The organism is Prosthecobacter sp., assembly GCF_020439865.1.
Lineage (GTDB): Bacteria > Verrucomicrobiota > Verrucomicrobiia > Verrucomicrobiales > Verrucomicrobiaceae > Prosthecobacter.
In genome coordinates this window covers 1-1961 of record NZ_JAGRPF010000050.1, presented here as the reverse complement: position 1 = coordinate 1961, position 1961 = coordinate 1, and the positions used below count along the sequence as shown (strand labels likewise).

The 1961-nt window shown below is 60.2% G+C and carries 2 protein-coding genes and 1 pseudogene; all 3 read left to right on the top strand.

The window, feature by feature from the left end; all coding sequences use genetic code 11:
• Nucleotides 1-92: 92 nt before the first annotated feature.
• Nucleotides 93-1055, top strand: a complete 963-nt coding sequence (locus tag KDL09_RS04680) for an exosortase/archaeosortase family protein (protein WP_294382006.1) — start codon at nucleotides 93-95, stop codon at nucleotides 1053-1055.
• A complete protein-coding gene (locus KDL09_RS04675) occupies nucleotides 1052-1765 on the top strand; it encodes an exosortase-associated EpsI family protein (RefSeq protein ID WP_294382002.1) in 714 nt (237 codons plus the stop codon). The genes KDL09_RS04680 and KDL09_RS04675 overlap by 4 nt, the downstream gene beginning before the upstream one ends.
• Nucleotides 1762-1961: pseudogene (locus KDL09_RS04670) on the top strand (TIGR00268 family protein); the annotation flags it as partial. The gene KDL09_RS04675 and the pseudogene KDL09_RS04670, both read left to right, overlap by 4 nt.

Here is a 1961-nt window from a genome sequence, read left to right as displayed (position 1 = left end):
GTTGTCCCCCAACTGGTTCACTTTGAAAATCACCAACGTCATGCGTTACGGACCCATGCCGCACATGCCCGTTCGGTGCAATCGCTTGTCTCATGAAGTCCCGCATCCTCATCGCGACTCTCCTTGCCGGCGCGGCGGTGCTGCTCGTGGCCTGGATGCCTTACGCCGCAGGCTACGGTGCGTTCAAGCGCTCCATGCTGCAGGAAATGATGATGCGCTGGAAGGATCCCACCTGGCAGCATGGGGCGCTGATTCCCTTCATCGTCGGCTATCTTCTATGGCGGCGCCGGGAGGAAGTCGCACGGCTGCCCGTCTCCCCCGCGCGCCGGGGCTTTCTGTTCGTGGTTTTCGGTCTGCTGCTCTACTTCGTCGGCTATCGCGCCAACAGCTTTTACATTGGCTACCTCGCCGTCATGACGCTGCTCGCCGGCTCCTCCCTGTGGCTCGAAGGCACGGCCCGCGGCAGGAAGCGGCTCTTCGCCTGGCTGATGCTCGGCTTCCTCTGGCCGCTGCCATTTCTCGAGGAGAGCATCGGCTATCAGATGCGTCTCATGATGGTGAAGACGACCGGCTTTTTGCTGAATGCTGTCGGCGTCGATTCGCTCGTGTCCGGCACTGCCTTGCAATCGATGCCGAACGTCGAATTTGGCCGGAAGGCAGGCGATTTGTTCAGTGTGGGCATCGCCGCGCCATGCTCCGGTATGCGTTCTCTGTTCGCACTGTTCGTCGTTGGCGCGCTTTTCAGCTACTTCCGCCAGCGTGTTATGTGGCGCAGGCTGGCGTTGTTCAGCACGATCCTTCCCATCGCCATCGTTGCAAACATGGTGCGAATCCTGGTGCTGATCTTCGCGGCCATGATTTTCGGTCAGCAGTGGGCCATCGGCGACGCTGAGAAGGAAGTATCCGCGTTTCACGAAATAACCGGCATCGTGGTCTTTCTTGTCGCATTGCTCCTGCTGCAGTCGGTTTCCTGGCTGCTGAACCGTCTGTGTGGTGGCCTTGGATTCCGTCGCAGCCGCATCGTTTCACGTCAGGTGGTCTCGTCCGTCACATGATCATCCGCGCCGTCATCCTTCTCGCGCTTTGTGGCATGACCATGCTGCTGTGCCAGTTCTCGCCCCAGCCGAAAGGTGGCGATGAAATTGGAATTCGCGCGGATTTGCCGATGGTGGCCGGGAGTTTCGTCGGTGAAAGCGAAGCGCCGAGTGAAAAGGAGCTGGCCCTGCTGCCCGGCGACACGATCATCGTCAAACGTGAGTACCGCACTCCGGGTCGTCCTCTCGACAAACGCGATCTCGCTCACGCATCGCTCGTGATCGCCGGGAATGACAGCCGCAGCATTCATCGTCCCGAAGTCTGTCTCGACGGCCAGGGCTGGACGATCACCGACTCTCGCGTGCGCGAGATCAAACTGCTCTCCGGCGAGCTTTTGCACGTGCGCGATCTCGCCATCGAACGTGAAGTGCTGCTCAATGATGGATCGAAGCTGCCGCTTCGGGCGCATTACGTTTACTGGTTTGTCGGAGCCGATGTCAGCACGCCGAGCAACCTCGAACGTCAGCTCATCAGCCTGCGCGACAGTGTCCTGCGCAACGTCAACCACCGCTGGGCCTATCCCTCTGTCATGGCGCGTGTGACGGACAACCTCACGCCTCAGCAGAGCGGTGAACGCAGCCGCAACGACGAGGACACGGTGAAGATGATCCTTTCACTGATCCGCAGCCTTGCACCACACCTGCAGAAGGGCGAGATGCCACATTCATGATCTCCAAGCTGCTAACTCATCTCCTGCCTTTGGGCCGCGTTGCCGTCGCCTATTCAGGCGGCGTGGACAGCACGCTCGTGCTGAAGGCAGCGCTGGATGCGCTCGGAAGCGAAAACGTCGTCGCTTTGCTCGCTGTCTCGCCCAGCCTGCCACAAAGCGAGAAGGATGAGGCCGTCGCACTTGCAGGTCAGCTTAG